This is a genomic window from Brevibacillus sp. WF146 (assembly GCF_001673705.2).
Lineage (GTDB): Bacteria > Bacillota > Bacilli > Brevibacillales > Brevibacillaceae > Brevibacillus > Brevibacillus thermoruber.
The window spans coordinates 1,490,133-1,507,078 of sequence record NZ_CP109943.1 but is presented as its reverse complement, the minus strand read 5'-3'; the positions used below and the strand labels follow the sequence as shown (position 1 = coordinate 1,507,078).

At 59.3% G+C, this 16,946-nt stretch carries 16 protein-coding genes and 2 tRNA genes; 6 read left to right on the top strand and 12 right to left on the bottom strand.

The window, feature by feature from the left end:
* Nucleotides 1-731 precede the first annotated feature (731 nt).
* The 3 genes from A6764_RS07385 to A6764_RS07375 form a co-directional block, all read right to left on the bottom strand.
* A tRNA-Val gene (locus tag A6764_RS07385) sits at nucleotides 732-807 on the bottom strand.
* A 32-nt stretch (nucleotides 808-839) separates the two neighbouring features.
* Nucleotides 840-916, bottom strand: a tRNA-Ile gene (locus A6764_RS07380).
* A gap of 242 nt (nucleotides 917-1,158) precedes the next feature.
* Nucleotides 1,159-1,719, bottom strand: a complete 561-nt coding sequence (locus A6764_RS07375) for a phosphatidylglycerophosphatase A family protein (protein WP_029099835.1) — start codon at nucleotides 1,717-1,719, stop codon at nucleotides 1,159-1,161.
* A 349-nt stretch (nucleotides 1,720-2,068) separates the two neighbouring features.
* Here A6764_RS07375 and A6764_RS07370 point away from each other — a divergent pair, with 349 nt between their 5' ends.
* Nucleotides 2,069-2,773, top strand: a complete 705-nt coding sequence (locus A6764_RS07370) for an alpha/beta hydrolase (RefSeq protein ID WP_264622468.1) — start codon at nucleotides 2,069-2,071, stop codon at nucleotides 2,771-2,773.
* Nucleotides 2,774-2,775: 2 nt separating this feature from the next.
* On the opposite strand, the gene A6764_RS07365 is transcribed toward A6764_RS07370, so the two are convergent.
* The gene (locus tag A6764_RS07365; RefSeq protein ID WP_162836718.1) at nucleotides 2,776-2,934 is read right to left on the bottom strand and encodes a hypothetical protein; all 159 of its coding nucleotides are present in this window, start codon (nucleotides 2,932-2,934) and stop codon (nucleotides 2,776-2,778) included.
* A gap of 150 nt (nucleotides 2,935-3,084) precedes the next feature.
* On the opposite strand from A6764_RS07365, the gene A6764_RS07360 reads away from it, so the two are divergent.
* Nucleotides 3,085-3,594, top strand: a complete 510-nt coding sequence (locus A6764_RS07360; protein WP_035295422.1) for a 2'-5' RNA ligase family protein — start codon at nucleotides 3,085-3,087, stop codon at nucleotides 3,592-3,594.
* 105 nt (nucleotides 3,595-3,699) lie between these two features.
* Complete coding sequence (locus A6764_RS07355) at nucleotides 3,700-4,155, top strand: GNAT family N-acetyltransferase (protein ID WP_065066940.1); 456 nt, start codon at nucleotides 3,700-3,702, stop codon at nucleotides 4,153-4,155.
* Between the two features lie 76 nt (nucleotides 4,156-4,231).
* Here the strand turns inward: A6764_RS07355 and ltrA are convergent, their stop codons facing one another.
* Both ltrA and A6764_RS07345 read right to left on the bottom strand, forming a co-directional pair.
* Complete coding sequence (ltrA, locus tag A6764_RS07350; RefSeq protein WP_065068426.1) at nucleotides 4,232-5,494, bottom strand: group II intron reverse transcriptase/maturase; 1,263 nt, start codon at nucleotides 5,492-5,494, stop codon at nucleotides 4,232-4,234.
* A 932-nt stretch (nucleotides 5,495-6,426) separates the two neighbouring features.
* On the bottom strand, nucleotides 6,427-7,269 hold the full coding sequence (locus A6764_RS07345; RefSeq protein ID WP_065066943.1) for a PHP domain-containing protein: 843 nt from the start codon (nucleotides 7,267-7,269) through the stop codon (nucleotides 6,427-6,429).
* Between the two features lie 108 nt (nucleotides 7,270-7,377).
* Between A6764_RS07345 and A6764_RS07340 the strand changes: the two genes are divergently transcribed.
* On the top strand, nucleotides 7,378-7,740 hold the full coding sequence (locus tag A6764_RS07340; protein WP_035295428.1) for a YugN family protein: 363 nt from the start codon (nucleotides 7,378-7,380) through the stop codon (nucleotides 7,738-7,740).
* On the opposite strand, the gene A6764_RS07335 is transcribed toward A6764_RS07340, so the two are convergent.
* Both A6764_RS07335 and A6764_RS07330 read right to left on the bottom strand, forming a co-directional pair.
* Nucleotides 7,731-8,627, bottom strand: a complete 897-nt coding sequence (locus A6764_RS07335; protein ID WP_176703256.1) for an MBL fold metallo-hydrolase — start codon at nucleotides 8,625-8,627, stop codon at nucleotides 7,731-7,733. The genes A6764_RS07340 and A6764_RS07335 overlap by 10 nt on opposite strands.
* A gap of 49 nt (nucleotides 8,628-8,676) precedes the next feature.
* Complete coding sequence (locus A6764_RS07330) at nucleotides 8,677-9,312, bottom strand: YitT family protein (RefSeq protein WP_065066941.1); 636 nt, start codon at nucleotides 9,310-9,312, stop codon at nucleotides 8,677-8,679.
* 260 nt (nucleotides 9,313-9,572) lie between these two features.
* On the opposite strand from A6764_RS07330, the gene A6764_RS07325 reads away from it, so the two are divergent.
* Both A6764_RS07325 and A6764_RS07320 read left to right on the top strand, forming a co-directional pair.
* Nucleotides 9,573-10,940, top strand: coding sequence for a hemolysin family protein (locus A6764_RS07325; protein ID WP_065066942.1), 1,368 nt, complete (start codon nucleotides 9,573-9,575; stop codon nucleotides 10,938-10,940).
* Nucleotides 10,941-11,122: 182 nt separating this feature from the next.
* The gene (locus A6764_RS07320) at nucleotides 11,123-13,495 is read left to right on the top strand and encodes a UvrD-helicase domain-containing protein (protein ID WP_264622467.1); all 2,373 of its coding nucleotides are present in this window, start codon (nucleotides 11,123-11,125) and stop codon (nucleotides 13,493-13,495) included.
* 216 nt (nucleotides 13,496-13,711) lie between these two features.
* Here the strand turns inward: A6764_RS07320 and A6764_RS07315 are convergent, their stop codons facing one another.
* The 4 genes from A6764_RS07315 to A6764_RS07300 form a co-directional block, all read right to left on the bottom strand.
* A complete protein-coding gene (locus tag A6764_RS07315) occupies nucleotides 13,712-14,947 on the bottom strand; it encodes an MFS transporter (RefSeq protein WP_065066946.1) in 1,236 nt (411 codons plus the stop codon).
* 136 nt (nucleotides 14,948-15,083) lie between these two features.
* Nucleotides 15,084-15,857 (bottom strand): enoyl-ACP reductase FabI, encoded by a 774-nt coding sequence (fabI, locus tag A6764_RS07310; RefSeq protein WP_065066947.1) that lies wholly within the window; start codon nucleotides 15,855-15,857, stop codon nucleotides 15,084-15,086.
* A gap of 106 nt (nucleotides 15,858-15,963) precedes the next feature.
* The gene (locus A6764_RS07305) at nucleotides 15,964-16,131 is read right to left on the bottom strand and encodes a hypothetical protein (RefSeq protein WP_156110356.1); all 168 of its coding nucleotides are present in this window, start codon (nucleotides 16,129-16,131) and stop codon (nucleotides 15,964-15,966) included.
* A gap of 72 nt (nucleotides 16,132-16,203) precedes the next feature.
* Nucleotides 16,204-16,926, bottom strand: coding sequence for a ZIP family metal transporter (locus A6764_RS07300; protein WP_065066948.1), 723 nt, complete (start codon nucleotides 16,924-16,926; stop codon nucleotides 16,204-16,206).
* Nucleotides 16,927-16,946 lie beyond the last annotated feature (20 nt).

Genomic DNA, 16,946 nt, shown 5'->3' with positions numbered 1-16,946 from the left:
ACTTGTGCTTTTCAGCCATTAGTTGCTGATACAGCCGTTATTCTTTAAGATATAATTGCTGTATCTCTGTAATCAACTGTTGTTTCGATAAATCCAGTTCAGGAAACTCAATATTCTCCACTATTTGCTTGTTGGTGCTTGGAATGTTGGTTCCTGTTTGTGATCCTCAACAACAATTCTCCCTTTACTTTGTCCGTGTTCAAATACCATGCAACATAGCCTGGTAGTACATTTCGGTTTCCAGCTCCTATTTAATCAACACCGCTGAGCATTTTTAGTAAACAAATGCACTGGATTCTTGGATGAACTGGCTAACCGAAATAGTGATCCTTGGCAAATTGAATTCCAAAATAGTTGTGGAGCATTTTTAGACGGTGATGCTTGGTTTTGTCTTCAGTGTGGCTAACCTCTACAGGGTTCCCCTCATTGCCAGCACGGTCAGGATTATAACGATCAACCTCATCGCAATATACGCCAAAATTATCTCCGAGCTGCTAGGGCACGCCAATATTTTGACACCCATAAACATTTACTGTCGCACTCTACGAACTGCGACCAAGAATCGGCTAAACAATTTTTGATACGTTATTGGCTACTCAACAAAAGCCAAGGAAACACTCCTGACAGCGGTACTAATTATTTTCATCCCAGATTGCAATACTAGATTGTTAATTAAGTCTATTACAATAGAAAAAAGCCTTGATTACCAAGGCTTTTTTCTATTTCTGTTATGGTGATCCGGACTGGGTTCGAACCAGCGACCCCCACCCTGTCAAGATGGTGCTCTCCCAACTGAGCTACCGGATCATGTCGTATGTACTTCGCAAACACCTGTCTCATGGTGGGCCCTGTAGGACTCGAACCTACGACCAATCGGTTATGAGCCGACCGCTCTGACCAACTGAGCTAAGGGCCCGAATCGTACCGGACGCCGATCACATGATTTAATATACCGGATTTTCTTTTCGATTTCAAGAGGAAAAATCAAAATTCCAGTAAAAAATTTTACCGACATAGAAAGAACCATTCTCTGCCTTACCACACGCGCAAGAGAATGGCCCTGTTCTCGCTTTGTTTCCGGTAATTCTTCTGCTGCATCTCTATCCACATGTAACCGTATTTTGCGAAAGCTGTCCCGGGAGCCGTCCGCTCCCTTTTTCACCCCGCCTGATCCGCCTTCTTCTCCTCAATCCGGATCTCCGCCTGCTCCGCCTGCTGTTCCTGTTCGTCGCGCAGGCGGTGGGCCATGCGGCTGGAGGCGTTGGCGGCGATGCTGGCGACGAGGTCGTCCAGGAAGGTGTGGACGCGTCCGGAGCGCTTGGTGTCCAGGCGTTTGATGACGCCGACTTTATGTTTGTCCAGGTGGCCAAAGGTGGTGACGGCGATGCTCCCGTAGCCGAACACAGAGCCGAGCGCCAGGGTTTCGTCGCAGCCGAACAGGCCTTCGTCCGTCGCGATGAGGGTTTGAAGCGGCTCGGACAGCATGCCTTTTTCCGCCAATGTATCCAATTCCACGCCGACGAGGATGGCGTGCTGCATTTCCCTCTTTTCCAAAACGGCTTTTACGCTCTCAATGCAGGGTTCCATGGTCAGGTCGGGATGGTACGGCGACTGCATCAGATAGACGATTTCGGCGATGTCCTCCACCGTGACGCCGCGTTCCGCCAGACGCGTCAGGGCGGCATTTCTGACTTCGCTGCTGTGTACGTGCTTCTTCATTGAGACAACCCCTTCCACCATTGAGTGAAGTCATTCCCTATCATAGTATCATACGATGGCGGAATTGCGACAATCTTTCGGCTGGCGGGGTGTCCGTCCGAGGGAGGAGCTGCATGGTGGTAAATGTGGCGAGATGGGTCAAGGCTTATGGTAATCGAGGCAAGGGCAAAGACTGAAGCAAGCGTAAAGAAACGAAACAAGGGTAAAGATCGAAGCAGGGACAAAGATCGAACCAGAGACCCCACAATCGCGCCATACGCCCGACTTGCCTGCCAACTAATGACCGGTTTCCCCCCGCCCCCTCCCCTCCGGTATAATGAAACCAGCACACCCAAAGGAGGATATCCCTGTGCCGCTGAATGAAATCACGCTGACGAGCAATTGCCTGGGAACCACGGAACGGCTCCTCATCTACACCCCCGAGCGGTACTCCCCGCTCTACTCCTATCCCGTCCTGTACGTGCAGGACGGCGAGGACTACCTGTCGCTGGGCCGGCTGGCGACGCTTCTGGAACAGCACCACCGGGAGAAAGAGATCCCGGACCTGCTCGCCGTCTTCCTGCCGGTGGACAAGGCCCGACGGTACGCGCGCTACCATCCGGACGGCGACGAGCATCTGGCCTACCGGCGCTTTTTGGCCGTCGAGGCGGTCGGGTACGTGGACCGTCACTACTCCACCCACCCGCTGGGGCAGGCGCGGACGCTGCTGGGCGAGTCGTTGGGCGGCGTCGTGTCGGTGTTTACGGCGCTGGCGTATCCGCACACGTTTGGCCAGGTGGCCTGCCAGTCGGCGGCGATGGATGAGGCGCTGAACCGGCGTGTCGCAGAGACGGATCTACCTGCTTCCCTGCACGTCTACCTGGAAGTGGGGACGGCCGAAACGGCGGTGGAGACGTCGCGCGGGACGCTCAACCTGCTCGCGGCCAACGAACGGCTGCGCGCCATCCTGGAAACAAAAGGGGTCACCCTGGCTTACGAGACCTTTGCGGGTGACCACACGTGGGGATATTGGCAGGCCAACCTGCCGCGCATGCTGCGCACGCTGTTTGGGTAAACTTACCGTGGTCGTTCTTCCTGCGTGCCGTCTTCCTTTCCCGGCGAGACGAGCGCCTCTTCGAATTCCGCTTTGCGGATGACCGTAATGATCGTAAAGGTAAGCAGCGCCAGCAGAAAAAGAACGAGGAACATAAAGGTAATCATCATGGCTGTTTTCACGATGGATTGGACACCTCCCTGCTGTTAACAGTCTGTCCCGTCGCGGGAGGAATATACGGGTTGACGCATAACATTACACAAATGGAGAATTTTCTGTTAAAATAATTGGATATGATGGCATGTTCAAACGTGAAGAAGGAGGGGTTCCATATGAAATACAGTATCGTCGTATTCCCATCCAGCAAGGTGCAAGAAGTGGCCAACTCGTATCGAAAGCGCTACGACCCGACCTACGCTTTGATCCCGCCGTATATCCGACTGAAAGAGGCTTTTGACCTGGAAGACGCCCGTCTGCCCGAACTGGTGAGCCACCTCGAGCAGGTAGCCCAATCGACGGAAAGCTTTACGGCTCATTTCCACCGCATCTCGTCGTTCCACCCGACCAGCAACGTGATCTACATTGCCGTGCAGAACAAGGAGCCGTTTGTGGCCCTGCACGAAAAGATTGTAAACAAGTGCGTCAATACCCCGGAAACGTACGCCTACGTGCCCCATCTGACCATCGGTCGCGATCTGTCCAACGACGAGCTGCGCGACGTGACCAGCCAACTGAGCATGGTCAAGATCGACCTGACCTCGGAAATTGACCGCTTCCACTTGATTTACCAGTTGGAGGACGGCATCTGGAGCGTGTATCAAACCTTCCTGCTGAAAAAGTAACCACGCGGACATACCGCGCGGGCGAATGCAAGCGGACTCCGTTCGAAAACCCCTTCACGGCTAGCGGGGAGGGAACTTCTGTGCAGAGCGAAAGGAAGCGTGACGATGAATCAGGTGTACCAAATCGAGACTGTCCAGTCTGACAAGCAGATGAACGATGCCCTGTCGGTGCGGCGGGTCGTGTTTATCGAGGAACAGCAGGTGCCGGAAGAGCTGGAGATTGACGAACATGACCGGCCGGACACAGGGACCGTTCACTTCGTCGCCTACGCGGGGGAAACGCCCGTCGGGGCAAGCCGTTTGCGTCCGTACGCTCCCGGTGTGGGCAAAGTGGAGCGGGTCGCCGTGTTGAAAAGCGAGCGCGGCACCGGCCTGGGCCGGGAGCTGATGCTGGCCATGGAGGAAACCGCCCGCCGTCTCGGCTACCACAGCCTCAAGCTGAACGCCCAGACCCACGCCCAACGCTTTTATGAGAAGCTCGGCTACCAACCGCACGGTGACGTGTTCGACGAAGCCGGCATTGAGCACATCGCCATGGAAAAGAAACTGGATACAAACTAAGTAATCGAGTAGGAGGGGGCGACTAACCCCCGTCCTCTCACACCACCGTACATACCGTCCGGTATACGGCGGTTCATCAAGCTTGACGAAGTGCGAAATATCGCTGCACCAAACTCATGAGCCCTTGTTGTTGCCAGTAGGTAATACCAAGGGCTTTGTGAATGTGCGGAGATTTGGTTGTTCGCCATGCACCCTTGCGGGTATTTGCAATCTCCAGTGCTTTGCTGTGGGGAAGACCGAGGGAACGAAGTTCGCGGTATCGCGTACGGATTCGTTTCCATTGCGTCCACAGGCAGAGACGGAGCCTTCGGCGAATCCATTCCTCAATCCGCAGGAGGTGGGTTTTCGCCTCAGCCAACGCAAAATATCCGATCCATCCCATGAGGTATTGGTTGAGTTTTTGAATTCGCTCCTGTATAGGGATGCTCCAATGCGGGTTGGTCAGTTGGCGAATTCGTTCTTTTAACCGGATGATCGATTTGGGATGCAGGCGTATCCGTGCCTCTTTTCCCGGAGCAAAGCTAAAGCCGAGGAACTTTCGATTGCACGGCCGATCTACCGCACTTTTCTGTTGGTTTATCTTGAGTTTGAGCACCCTGGTCAAGTATCGCTCCACGCTCGCCTTTACCCGTTCCCCCGCGCGTTTGGTGCGGACATAGATGTTGCAGTCGTCCGCATAGCGGCAGAAACGGTGTCCCCTCCTTTCCAGTTCCTTGTCCAAGTCGTCCAGCAGAATGTTGGCCAACAACGGACTCAGGGGGCCACCTTGCGGTGTACCCTCTTCCGTTGAGACGCACACTCCGTTGACCATAACTCCGGATTGCAGGTAAGCGCGGATTAGTTTAAGGAGACGCTTGTCCTTCACCTTGCGGGCTACCCGGCTCATCAGGATGTCATGGTTGACCCGGTCGAAGAACTTCTCCAGGTCGATGTCGACCACATACCGGAATCCTTCCTTGATGTACTGTTGCGCTCTCTGCACAGCATTGTGAGCGCGGCGACCCGGGCGGAATCCGAGGCTTGAATCGGAGAATTCTGGGTCAAAGATGGGAGTCAATACCTGCAGGATGGCCTGCTGGATGAAGCGATCTACCACGGTAGGGATGCCTAGCAACCGTATTCCCCCGTCAGGTTTCGGGATTTCGACCCTGCGAACAGGAGTCGGTTTGTAGGTTTCCGTCTCGATTTGCGACCGGATGGTCGCCCAGTGCAGGCGAAGGTAGTCGCGCAGTTGTTCAGTTGAAACACCGTCGACTCCCGCAGCGCCTTTGTTGGCTTCCACTCGTTTGAGGGCGGCCGTGAGGTTGTCCCGAGACAGAACCTTCTCCAGCAGATCCATAACGATACTCCTTCCTCCGCGCACATGTCGCCAAGCTTGCCGTACGATGCTCAGCCCTTCTCTGTACCCTCGGGGCTTCACCCCTACTCTCCAGAGGAAGTTCCAGTTCTGAATTCTGCTTCGACACACCGTATCGAAAGAGGTTGGGACATATGCTGACTTGATGTTCGGCCCTTCCCCCTCAGGCGTCCCCGATTGGGGTACTATGGCCTCTGCTGACTTCTGCATGTTCAACGCCCCCTCACGGAGGCGGTTGCCAACGATAGTAGGCGTACCATGCAGACCTCCCCGGGTAAGAGCGGTAGCCTTCGTCCCATGTACCTGCCCAATTTACTGTTGTACCCTTTGGCTGTATGGGGCTTCACCTTGTGCGGCAGGCTCGCCCAAGTACAACAGCCTCAAATCGGGTTCGTGTACCTCAGGTCGGGACTTTGCCGCCGGCTTCCTTCAGATTCCGCCTCGCGGCGGACACCCTTGCCTTAGGCTAACGGTTGGTACAGCCAACCCCCGTTCGGGACTTTCACCCTATAGCTACCGCCCATGCCGGGCGCACCGCCAACAACCCCGCGGCCCTTACTGGACGCGGGGTTGTCCGTTTCCGAAACGTTCCAAAACATCCTCCGTACATACAAGTACGCCGTATGATCCGACGTGAACGAATCAAAAAAGGGGGATGGCCATGAAAACAGTCGTGTGGGCTGCGCTTGCCGTTCTGATCGCCGCCATTGTGGCCTGCTTTGCGCTGGACCGGTTTATGATCGCATACGGATTGATCTTTTTCCTCATGACCGTCCTGACTGCCATCGGGCAGGTGTACGGCATCGACAACCATCTGTATCTGGACAAAAAGGCACGGGAATACGACGAGAAAAAAACGAAGGTAAGGAGGCTGCCCGCGGGCTGCCTGATGGCTCGGGGCCTCTGCCCTCCTTTTACCGCTTCCGCTTCGCCGCAATTTCCCGCAGCCGCTCCACCGCGGACAGCGGTGCCGTGTGCGTGCCCAGCATGGCGTGAAACGGCTCTTCGCCGCGCCAGCCGTGGAAGTCGGAGCCGCCGGTCATGACCAGGCCGTGCTCCTCTGCCCAGGTGCGATACCGCTCCCGGTCGGCGGCGTCGTTGTCCGGGTGCCATACTTCGATGCCATCCAGGCCAAAGGCGATCAGTTCCCGCACCAGTTCATCGTCGTCGTACAGGCCGGGATGGGCGAGCACGGCGGCGCCGCCGGCTTCCTGGATCAGCGTGATCGCCTCCTGAGGCGAGATGCGCGGAGGGTTTACATAGGCCGCTCCTTCGCGGCCCAGGTACTTGGCAAACGCTTCGTCGATGGAGCCGACCACGCCCAGTTCCATCAGCTCTTCGGCGATGTGGGGGCGGCCGATGTTTTTGTCCTCCCCCTTCTTGCGCCGGTAGACGCTCTCCAGGGTGATCGGGATGCCCAGCTCGCGCAGGCGGGCGATCATCAGCTTGTTGCGCTCGTGCCGGGTCTCGCGCAGCCCGCGCAGCTTCTCCTGAAAGGTCTCGTCGTCGTACGGGACGAAATAGCCAAGCACGTGGATATCCTGTCCGTTGGCGGCAGAGCTTATCTCCACGCCGGGGATGACCTCGAGGTTCAGCCCGGCTGCCGCTTCCAGCGCGGCGGGAATCCCCGCGACGGTGTCGTGGTCGGTGATGGCGACGGCGGCCAGTCCGGCTTCCGCGGCCAGACGGACGTTTTCCGCAGGCTCGCAGGTGCCGTCGGATGCGCGTGTATGGGTATGCAGATCGGCTTGTTTCACGGGATGTTCCACTCCTTCATGATTCTCCTGTCTGTAAGTCTGAATCGCCGCCCCTCCACATATGATTAGGCAACACACAATTTTGAGTGGTAGCCAAGGAGGATGTCCATGCGGTTAAAAAGCAAAAACCTGACCGGTGTTGTACAGCCGCTGTCCTACGTCGACAAAATGCTCCGGCAGCAAGGGTTCCACCGCTCCGGCGGCGACAGCCCCCCCACCTACGACGTCGTCATCTACGACTCCGCCACCAGCACTTCGTATTTTCTCCGCATTCCGACCAACTACACCAGCACCACCACCGGCAAGGGAGAATTGACGGTCAAATTGGGCCACCCTTATCTGGAAGCGAAGTTTTACATGCACGCGACGGCCGAAGACCAGTTCGTGATTCCCAAAGAAATCCGCGAAGCCGCCGAGCACAAGCTGGCCGAAATCGCTGACTACCTGTCCCGTCCCGCCGCTCAGCCCTGATTGGTCCCTTTTCGGCTCCACAGCCATTGATTGGCGGCGAAGCGGTAGCTGACGCGCTCTTCCTTCATCAGTCCGATCAGGTAGCCCATCAGCGCGGTCCGGTACAGGACGTAGCTCGTGGCGTTTTGAATGGAAATGTGCAAGCGTTCACACAGCAAGGCCAGCGTCTGTTCCAGCGTTTTCTCCTCTGCCAGGATCTCTTCAATCACGTCGTACAGGCGGCGGTGCCAGTGGATGTTTTTCGTCAGGATCGCTTCCGGGGAGGTGGTGTAGGGACCGTGGCCCGGCAGGTAGCCGCGGCAGCGGGACTCGAGCAGCTTCACCAGGCTGCGCAGGGTTTCATGCGCATCGACGAGAAACGGCAGCTTGTGCTTTTTCAACGTCTCCTCGCCGAAAAAGCTGTCGGCGGCAAAGCAGATGCCGTCGCACACCAGGCCCACCTGCTGCCAGCTATGTCCCGGCAGGGAGATGACCTCAAAGCGGATGCCGTCGATGTCCAGCTCGCCTTCCGCCGGCAGGAGGCGGTCCACCCGGGAGGCTTCCGCCAGCAAAAACTTGTTGCACAGCTCTGCCAGCGGCTGGGCGCCCATCCCGAGGTAAATCGGCTCCAACAGCGGGTAGCGGATGATCGCCTCCTCCAGCGGCGGAGCGTATACGACCGCCTCCGGCCAGCAGGTGAGCAGATAGGCATTGCCGCCGAAATGATCGGCATGGGCATGGGTCTGAACGATGGCAGCCAGCGGCTGGGGCATTGCCTCCAGCCCTTTTTTGATTTTTTTCGCGGTCTGTGCGTCCAATCCGGAATCGATCAGGATGGCGCCGCTTGTTCCCAGGACGAGGCCGATGTTGACGCTGCCGGGAAAGTAGCCGATCCGATCGGTAATCATTTCGGGCATATGCTGTGCCACGCGCGTTCCCTCTTTTCTGGCTTTTTCCTTATTTTCTCCACGCGCGTCCCCCATCCCTGCCGATCGGCCCGATTACCACGTACGGCGCAGGCCGGCGGCGAATGCCGCTGAAGACATGGGTGCAGGACGCGACGGCGAAGATGGTGATCAGGGAAAAGACGGTGCGTTCCCAGCCGATCGCCGGCAGCGAACCGGCGACGATCACTCCGTCGATGCCGAGAATCAGGAGCGCCACAGGCTGTCCGTACCGCCTCGCCGCAAACTGGGCCAACAGGTCGGTGCCCCCCGTGTTGGTCTTGTACGCCAGCATCAGTCCGATGCCGGAGCCGATCAGAGCGCCGCCCCAGACAGCCGAGGCGGGCGTCGACCAGGCATTCCAGGACCGGAGCGGCGAGAAGATGTCAACGAAAAAGGAAGAGATCAGCATGCCGTGAAAGCTGTGGGCAAACAGCCTGCGGTCGAAGGCGAAGACGAGCGCGTAGACGGGCAGGCTGACCAGAATCATCACCAGCCCCGGGGGCACATGCAGGTAGTACGTGGCCAACAGCCCCAGGCCGATCATGCCCCCGTCCATCAGCTTGTGCGGAACGAGAAACAGGTTGACGCCCACGGCGACCAGCACGCTGCCCGCCAGGATTGCCACGCTTTTCTGCAGCCAGTACACACGCTTCTCCTCCCCGGACAGGGTTTCGCTTAACTCTATGTCAGAGCGGGTACGGGTATGTATGGCAATTGTGCCGATGGGCCGGCACAAATCGGATGGTTTTGACTCTTCGCTTTTTCAACTGGTATACTATCCAGTAACAGGATAGGTGCGAATGTTGGCCATGGGGCGTTCGTACATGAAACAACCGACAATAACAAGTGGAGGTGAATTCTCCTGCTGTCGCAGAAGCGCAAGCGGATGCGAGAGGGGAGACGTTCTTGGAGAGTCCGATAGGTCCGATAGGGGAGATTGTGCTGAATCTGCTGCTCGTCGGCTTTCTGGTGTTCCTGAACGGCTTTTTTGTCGCAGCAGAATTCTCGCTGGTGAAAGTGCGCCAAACCCGTCTGGCCCAACTGGCAAGCGAGGGAAACAAGCGCGCCTCCTACGCGCAAAAGGTGACCCGCCAGTTGGACGCTTATCTGTCCGCGTGTCAGCTTGGCATCACGCTGGCATCGCTGGGACTGGGGTGGGTAGGTGAACCGGCCGTCGCCCATTTTGTCGAACCCGTTTTGGTTTCTTTGAACCTGCCACAATCCCTGGCAACGCCCGTATCGCTGGCGATCGCCTTTGGGTTCATTACCTTCCTGCACATTGTCTTCGGGGAGCTGGCTCCCAAGTCGCTGGCGATCCAGAGAGCGGAAACCACGTCCCTCTGGACGGCGGCGCCGCTGATGTACTTTTACAAGCTCAGCTATCCGCTGATCTGGATGCTGAACGGCACGGCCAACTTCTTCATCCGGCGGCTGGGCGTCGAGCCCGCGACGGAAAACGACTCCGCCCACACGGAAGAAGAGATTCGCCTGCTCGTCAACCAAAGCCACAAAAGCGGCCACATCGACCAGACCGAATTGGCGCTGGTGGACAACGTCTTTGCGTTTTCCGAACGTCTGGCCCGGGAAATCATGATTCCGCGGATTGACATGGTCTGCCTCTACGATGACAACACGTTTGAGGAGAACCTGGAAATCATGCGCCAGTCGAGGCACTCCCGGTTTCCGGTGGCCCACGAGGACAAGGACCGGCTGATCGGTTTTGTCCACACCTCGGATTTTTACCTGTCGGCTCTCACCTATGGGAAAGCGGAGCTGAAGGATTTTCTCCGCCCGCTTTTGACCGTGCCGGAGTCCATGGAAATCAGTCACGTGCTGCGGCTGATGCAGAAGCGCCGCTCGCAGATGGCGATCGTCATCGACGAGTACGGCGGCACCGCCGGGCTGATCACCATGGAAGACATTCTGGAAGAGATTGTGGGCGACATTCAGGACGAATTTGACGAACACGAACGTCCCGATATCGAAAGTTCCAACAACAACGAATGGTCCGTCTCGGGAAAGACGCTGCTCACCGAGCTGAACGACTATATCGCCGTGGAGATGCACTCCGATGAGGTAGACACGATTGCCGGCTGGCTCTACAGCCAGTTGAACGAGGAAGTGGCGGAAGGCAAGTCGGTCCGCTTCCAGGACTACCTCTTCACCATCACCGAGCTGGAAAACCACCGCATCACCCGGGTAGGCATCACCTACGTGGGCGAAAACGAACCGGTAGAGAACGAAGAGACCGTTCTTTTGCCCGCACAGTCATGACGTACCGATCCCACAAATGAACAGGCAAGTGTCCCCTGTCCGCAGGGGGCACTTCTTCTTTCCGGCTGCCGGCGGTACAACACCGGCAGCCCCCGTTCCCATCATCCGATGGACTCATTCGCAGGCGTGTCAAGGCGGCGACTCCGCCATTTCGCACGCCGCATTCCGTACGAGGTGTCGCAATGAAATTCGCGCAGCTAGACGACCAGGTCATCCTGCTTACACCCGAGACTTACCCTCGCATACCCGCCTGGCGGATGGCCGCTCGCCAGGGAAAGGTGCGCTGTCCCGCCTGCGGTTCGCCGCTCATCCTGATGGCGGGGATCAGTGCGGAACCCCGCTTTCTCCATCCCGCGGACAGCGATTGTGCCTGGCAGGGGCGGGACGAGCCCCCGCCTGAGTGGCTCGCCGCGCGTCCGGAGCTGGCGGCCGCTGTCGCGGCTGCGGCCGATCCCGCGCCGCGTGACGCCAACCCGTGTCGGACGAACGCCGCCTCTCCAGTGGGAGATGACATCGACGGCGAATCCCTTCGGGTCGGCTCCTTTCGCCTGCCCAAACGGCGGCCGATCGGCGGCGGCAGCGTGACGCCCGGGCCGGAACCGCCGCTGTTTCGCAAACGGCTGATGCCGAAAACGCGCATCCAGCACCTGGCGGAACAGCGGGACGAACCGCTCCATCCCCGCCAGCGGCAGGCCGTCATGACCACGGACGGCCCCCTTCTCATCCTGGCCGGTGCGGGCAGCGGCAAGACGCGGGTGATGACGGCCCGGACCGCCCACCTGATCCGGGACAAAGGCGTCCCTCCCCGGCAGATCATGGTGGTCACTTTTACCACCAAGGCGGCGGACGAGATCCGGCAGCGGCTGGCCCGCCAGCTCCCCCGCGAGCAGGCGCGGGAGCTGATCGCCGGCACGTTCCACAGCATCTTTTACCGCATGCTGCTGTACCACCAGCCGGAACGCTGGGATCAGCGCCGCCTGCTGAAAAAAGACTGGCAAAAGTGGCGGCTGCTCAGGGAAAGCGGCGTGCTCGCCGGCCATCCCGAGCTCCTGGGGCAAAAGGAACACGACGTGCTGGACGCGTTCGGCGTGATCAGCCGCTGGAAAAACGAGTACCTGCTGCCCGGCCAGGCCGTCCGGCGGGAAGCAGCGAGCGACGCGGAACGGCAGGCAGGCGAGCTGTACCCGCTGTACGAGGAGGCCAAGCGAAAGCTCGGCTGGTTTGACTTTGACGACATGCTGATCGGCTGTTACGAGATGCTGCGGGACGAGACGGAGATCCTGCGCCGCTACCAGGAGCGGATCACGCATGTGATGATCGACGAGTTTCAGGACATCAACCGCATCCAGTACGAAACCGTCAAGCTGCTCGCCGCGCCGCAAAACAATCTGTGCGTCATCGGGGACGACGATCAGTCGATCTACGGATTTCGCGGCAGCGATCCGCAGTACATACTTGGCTTTACCCACGATTTTCCCCAGGCTCAAACGATTACGCTGGAAGTGAACTACCGCTCCCGCTCCGCCATCGTCGGGCTGGGCTACTCATTGATCGGCCACAATCGGGCGCGCTGGAAAAAAGACTGCCTTTCGTTTCACAGCGAGGAAGGAGAAACCTACCTGTTCGAGCCGGACGACGAGGAAGAACAGGCCTCGCGGATCGTGGACGAGATCTGCCACCGGATCGAGCAGGGGACCCCGCCCGGCGAGTGCGCCATCCTCTACCGCACCAGCGAGTCGGCCCGGCCGATCCTGGAGCGGCTGAGCGAAGCGGGCATCCCGTTTCACTACACGCAGGAGGAGGACTCCTTTTACCAGCGGCAGGCCGTTCGCTGGACGCTGGGCTATTTGCGGCTTGCGCTGGACCCGGACGATGCCGACGCGCTGAGGGAGATTCTCCCCACCCTCTACATCTCCCAGGAGATGTGGAACGCGGTACGCAGCCAGGCCATTCTGGAGGATCTGCCGGTCCTGCACGTGCTGCCCCACCTGCCGCAGTGGAAAGTCTACCAGCGCAAGCACCTGCAAACCGTGGCCGACATCCTCGCTGCCTGCCGGGAATGTCCGCCCGCCCAGGCGCTGGAGCTGATTTACGAGGACGGCCGGCTGCGGGACTACCTGAAAAAGCGGGCCAAGGACCGGGACGACAGCCGGGAGCGCTGGAGCGACGAACTGCAGCAGCTTTTGGCCGCGGCCAGGCGGCACGCCACCGTCGCCGAGTTTTTGCGCCATGTGGAACGCATGGCGGAACGGGAAAAGGAGTGGCGCCATGAGCGGCCACTCCCGGAGGAAGGTGTTCACGTTCTCAGCATTCACCGGGCCAAAGGACTGGAATTCGACCACGTGTTCCTGCCCGACCTGGTGGAAGGCGCTCTCCCTCACGAGTACGCGCTGGACGCCGTGCGCAAGGGAGAGTCGTCCGCCCTGGAGGAAGAGAGGCGCCTCCTATACGTGGCCATCACGCGGGCCCGCCATTCCCTCGCGGTCGGCATCCCCCGCGAGCGGTTCGGCCGGAAAACCAGGCCCTCCCGGTTCATCGCCGAAATGGGCGGATAGCCGGTCCAGTCCCCCGCCCATGTACATCAGCCATTCTTCCATCGACGCAATGATTGGAAACACAACAAACGGCTCCCTTCCGTACGTTTGGTACTAGCGTGCGGAAATGGGGAGCCTTTTATGCGTGCGGGGATGGGCCGGCGCTTCATGCGGGGACTGCGATCCCCCAGTGGGCATACCCGCGCGGTCCATGGGCCGAGGGAGTGCCGTGCTCCCTTACGCCCCCGCCCGTTCTGCCTGGTCCGGCGCGACCTCGGCGGACGGCTGTCGTTCCTTCACGAACAGGATGATGATTGCCCCCAGCATCGGCCCGACGGCCAAGGCCAGGAAGGCGAAAACATAGCTGTTGGTCGCATCCAGAACGGCCCCCACCGCCAGCGGCGAGATCAGCGACCCGAGCTGCCAGATGGTATTGACGAAGCCGGTGGCCGTTCCCACCATCTCCGGCGGCACCAGCTCGCCGATGAACGTGTTCATGATCGGGCTGTAGACAAAGGCGGCCACGCCCAGGACCGCCGCCGCCGCGTACAGCATCGTGACACTGGTGGTGGTGCCGAACCAGAGCAGCGCCGGGCCGAACAGGGCCAGGACGCTAAAGAGCAGGGTCCTGCGCTGCACCTTCAGCACGTCGGCCAGGATGCCGATGACCGGTTTGCACAGGAGCGCGGTCATGCCGTACAGCGACATGATCACGCCTGCTTCCACCAGCGAGAGGTTCAGCCCTTTGTTCAGGTAGGTGTTGGCCCAGGTAGCTGTTCCCCAGGTGGCCCACATGGCGCAGAAGCCGGAAAAGCCGGTGATCATCAGGTTGCGATTTTGAAACAGGCGCCCCACGTTTTTCCAGAAATCGGAAGAGGATGGCGCCTGCGCACGCCGGGCGGCTGCCGGCGTGTTTTCCCGCAGGATCACATACCCCGCCGCCAGTCCGAACAGCGGCAGCAGCCCCGCCACCAGAAACGACGTCTGCCAGCCGTAGGCATTGGCCACAGCCGGGACAAACATGTTGACGACGGAGACCCCCAGCGAAGAGGCGGTCATGAAAAAGCCCATCGCCGTTCCCCGCCCTTTCGCCGGAAACCAGTCAAAAATCGCCCGGACACAGGCGGAAAAGACGGCGCCTGATCCCAGACCGGCCAGCACGCGCAGCGCGAAACCCGCCGCAAAATCGTGAATCAGGCCCATCGACGCAGTAAACACGCCCATGACGAAAAACGAGCTGAGCAGCACTTTCCGGTAGCCGAACCGGTCGGTCAAGAGTCCGCCCGGCAGTTGGGTGATCACGTACCCGATGTAAAAGGCGGTCATGTAGCTGCCCGCCTCCGCCTTGCTCAGCCCCAGCTCCTTGGATGCGAGCGGTATGATCGGCGGCCAGGAAAGCCTGTCCACAAAGGAAAACAAAAACGCCATCCAGACGATGACGAGAACGCCCATCCGCCATCTTCGTTCGTTCACGCTGCTTCACTCCTCCAGGAAATTTGCTTCTTAATTTGTATACAAAACATTCTGCCGCAGCCGTTCGGGCTGAGGAAAACGGGAAAACCCCTGCGTCCGGTCGAAAAAACCGGAGCAGGGGCTGTGTGTCTGCCGTTTATCGTGCCATGATGTTGTAGCCGGCATCGACGTGGATGATTTCGCCCGTGATGCCGCGGGAGAGATGGCTGAACAGGAAGAGCGCCGTGTCGCCCACCTCGGATTGGTCCACGGTGCGGCGGAGCGGTGCTTTTTCCTCGATTTCCTTCAGAATGCTGTTGAAGTTGCGCACTCCTTTTGCCGCCAGGGTGCGGATCGGTCCGGCGGAGATGGCGTTGACGCGGATGTTGTCTTTGCCGAGGTCGCTCGCCAGATAACGGACGCAGGCATCCAGCGCCGCTTTGGCGACACCCATGACGTTGTAGTTGGGAACGACGCGCTCGCCGCCCAGATAGGTCAGCGTGACGATGCTTCCGCCTTCGGTCATCAGCGGACGAGCGGCACGCGCCACCGCCACCAGCGAGTAGGCGCTGATGTCCTGAGCCAGCGCGTAGCCGTCGCGGGACGTGTTGACAAACTCGCCTTCCAGCTCTTCCGTCTTGGCAAAGGCGATGCAGTGGGCCACGCCGTGAATGACGCCCACTTTTTCCTTGATTTGGGCGAACGCGGCTTCCACTTCCTCATCCTTGGTCACGTCGCAGTTGATCAAAATCGGTTCGCCGCCGAGGCTTTGGGCCAGTTCCGCCACGTTTTCCCGCAGCCGCTCCCCCTGATAGGTAAAGGTCAGGTTGGCCCCGGCCTTGTGCAGGGACTGGGCAATTCCCCAGGCAATACTGCGGTGGTTGGCCACGCCCATGATGACGATGTTCTTGCCTTGCATCCATGTATTCATTATGTATCGGCCCCTTTTCAACGTTTTTTCCCTGACATTATAACCGATCTTGTCCGCGGTTACGAGAGGCTGCCGGAAAAACGCGAAACGGGACCGCTGCAGCCGGTTATTCTCCCTGCTGCATCGCTTTCGCCAAATCGTCCGCCGGAGCGGCCGCCCTGTCGGAAAAGACCCAGGATTCTTCCACCGGATTGAGCGGCGTTCCGTTTGCCGGGAATTCCGCTTGCAGCTGCGCAGGTTCGTCGGCCGGCGTCAAGCCTTCCCTGTTCTCCATGGATGATCGCTCCCTTCCGTCCAGGCTTTGCTGCCCGCAATCATTACTTAGGCTGGCTTGCGAAGCGGCCATTTATGCATGGACGTGACCGCCCGGAAGCCAGACGGTCGTGACGAGCAGGTACGCGAGCATCCCGGCAAAAAAGTACACCCCCAGGACCCGTCGTCCGTTCTGAATCAGCGGCACCAAATGGCTGGCCGAGACGTACAGGAAGACGCCGGTGGTGACGGCCACCACCACGGAAGACCATCCGTTTGGGAAAACCCGTTCCACGGCCCCTACGCTGAAAGCTCCCGCCAGCGTGGCCGCTCCCAGCGCGGCCGTACCCCAAAACGCTTTCCGCTGCGAGCGTGTCGCCGCCAGCACCAGCGAAGCGACCGTCACTCCATCCGGCACCTTGTGCAGCACCATCGCCAGCAGGACGGAGAACCCGACGCCGCTGTCCAGGTGAAAGCTGGCGATAAGCGAGACGCCCTCCACGTACGCGTGCAGCAGAAATCCGGAGAGCAGGCCGATCAGGCTGGGGGAGCCCGCTTTCCGCTCCGACCGGCCGATCAGCTCCAGCGCGAACAGCAGGGCAAACCCGAGCATCACAAACGGCATGGCCCGCTCGCTTCCCCCTTCCAATGTATGGGGAAGCAGGTCCAGCAGCGTTATCGCCAATAGCAGCCCGCCGCCGACGCTGACCATGGCGTACAGCGTCTCTTCCGACCAGGCGCGCAGGCACAAGAGAAGCCCGCCGATGCTGCTTGCGGCGGCTGCCGCCGCCAGTATCACGATCAGATCCGGTTCCATGGCACGTCCCCTTTCCATCC

Excerpts from the sequence above, each read along its gene's own strand:
- A6764_RS07355 (WP_065066940.1), top strand. The coding sequence starts at position 3,700 with ATGAATCAGGTGTACCAAATCGAGACTGTCCAGTCTGACAAGCAGATG.
- A6764_RS07305 (WP_156110356.1), bottom strand. The coding sequence starts at position 16,131 with ATGGAGAACAGGGAAGGCTTGACGCCGGCCGACGAACCTGCGCAGCTG.
- A6764_RS07335 (WP_176703256.1), bottom strand. The coding sequence starts at position 8,627 with ATGATTACCGATCGGATCGGCTACTTTCCCGGCAGCGTCAACATCGGC.
- A6764_RS07360 (WP_035295422.1), top strand. The coding sequence starts at position 3,085 with ATGAAATACAGTATCGTCGTATTCCCATCCAGCAAGGTGCAAGAAGTG.
- ltrA (WP_065068426.1), bottom strand. The coding sequence starts at position 5,494 with ATGGATCTGCTGGAGAAGGTTCTGTCTCGGGACAACCTCACGGCCGCC.
- A6764_RS07375 (WP_029099835.1), bottom strand. The coding sequence starts at position 1,719 with ATGAAGAAGCACGTACACAGCAGCGAAGTCAGAAATGCCGCCCTGACG.
- A6764_RS07300 (WP_065066948.1), bottom strand. The coding sequence starts at position 16,926 with ATGGAACCGGATCTGATCGTGATACTGGCGGCGGCAGCCGCCGCAAGC.
- A6764_RS07320 (WP_264622467.1), top strand. The coding sequence starts at position 11,123 with ATGAAATTCGCGCAGCTAGACGACCAGGTCATCCTGCTTACACCCGAG.
- fabI (WP_065066947.1), bottom strand. The coding sequence starts at position 15,857 with ATGAATACATGGATGCAAGGCAAGAACATCGTCATCATGGGCGTGGCC.
- A6764_RS07340 (WP_035295428.1), top strand. The coding sequence starts at position 7,378 with ATGCGGTTAAAAAGCAAAAACCTGACCGGTGTTGTACAGCCGCTGTCC.